Consider the following 1,374-nt stretch of genomic DNA (forward strand, 5'->3'; position numbering starts at 1 on the left):
CGAACACTTGCGGGCCTTCGGCGGGGGTGAGGTTGTCCTCGCTGCAATATCCGGCATCGGCCAGCACCGTGCCCGTCGTTTCTGGTTCGGCCCGTTCCTGGTTGATCACCACCGCGGCCTGCTCGGCCCGGGTGATCATGGGTGCGAGTTCGGCGGTGTCGGTGGGGTTGTTCGTCAGCATCAGCGCGAGGATCAGATAGTCGGCTGACACCGCGAACTGGGCGTTATAGCCCTGGATCCAGCCCTGGCGAGTGGGCATGATCCGGGAGTCCGGATCGGTCACATTCCGCCGTGGTGCCTTGTCCCTGCCAGTCTTGCCGTCCTCGTCGCCCCGGGCGGCGAGGACGGCCTTGGCCAGGGCTCGTTCCAGCGCGGCGAGGGCTTTCTTCACCTGTTTCCCGCCGAGCGGGTCAACGACCCGCCGTCCGTCCGGCAATCGCCCGCCCTCGGCTTCCGCCGCCGCGACCCGGGCGGCATAGGCGTCGATCTCACCCTGCCGGGCGGTCATTTCCCGGGCCAGCCGCGCCCGGGCGGCGGCGACCGGGTCCAGGGCGCCTGGGTCACGCCCGGCCACCCGCCCCGCCGCGATCCGTTCCAGGTGCTGCTCGGCCTTGCCCTTGGCCTCGGCCGTCGCCGCGTCCTTCGCGGCCTGCTCAGCGGCGATCTCGGCCAGGCACCGGCGGATCCGCTCCGCCCGCGTCACCGGGTCCGCCAGCTCGTCCGGTAGCTCGTCACCGCGGGCGTCCGGGCCGAACTCGGCGTCCTCCGCGGCGTCGATGTCCTCGGCCTCCGCGGCGATCTTCCGCGCCTGCTCACGGAACCACTCTTCACGATGATTGGCGTCGATCGAAGCGTTCGCGGCGATCTTCGTCCCGTCGATCGCGACCGTCCCCAACCGGCCCATCCCCGCCCGCGCGCACAACACCAGCACCTGCGCGAACACCTGCTCGAACACCGCCACATGGATCTTGCGGAACCGGGCGATCGTGGTGTGATCCGGCGTGTCCTGCGCGCAGAGCACCCGAAACGCCACATCAGTGCCACACAATCGTTCGATCTTGCGCGAGGACCGTTCACCCACCGCATAGGCATAGATCAGCAGCGCGAGCAGCATCCCCGGGTCATACGCCTCACGCCCGGCGCCACCAAGACGGCGCCGGGCGCGGAACGCGTCCAGATCCAGCTGAGCGACCGTGTCCAGCACAAACCACACCAGATGACCTTCCGGGAGCCAGTCCCGCATACTCACCGGCAACAAAAACTGCTGATCACGATCCACCGGACGAAAACCCATAGCCACACCAGGATTCTCCCAGCATCACCAGCCCACACCAAAATCATCACCAGCAGGTCGCCCCAAAACGCAACAGCCTC

At 68.2% G+C, this 1,374-nt stretch carries 1 protein-coding gene; it reads right to left on the minus strand.

What is annotated here, in order from left to right; genetic code table 11:
- On the minus strand, positions 1-1,213 hold a 1,213-nt coding region (locus tag ACFOSH_RS42465; protein ID WP_378247214.1), incomplete at its 3' end, for a transposase.
- Between the last annotated feature and the right edge of the window lie 161 nt (positions 1,214-1,374).

It is taken from the genome of Amycolatopsis speibonae (assembly GCF_042647925.1).
GTDB lineage: Bacteria > Actinomycetota > Actinomycetes > Mycobacteriales > Pseudonocardiaceae > Amycolatopsis > Amycolatopsis speibonae.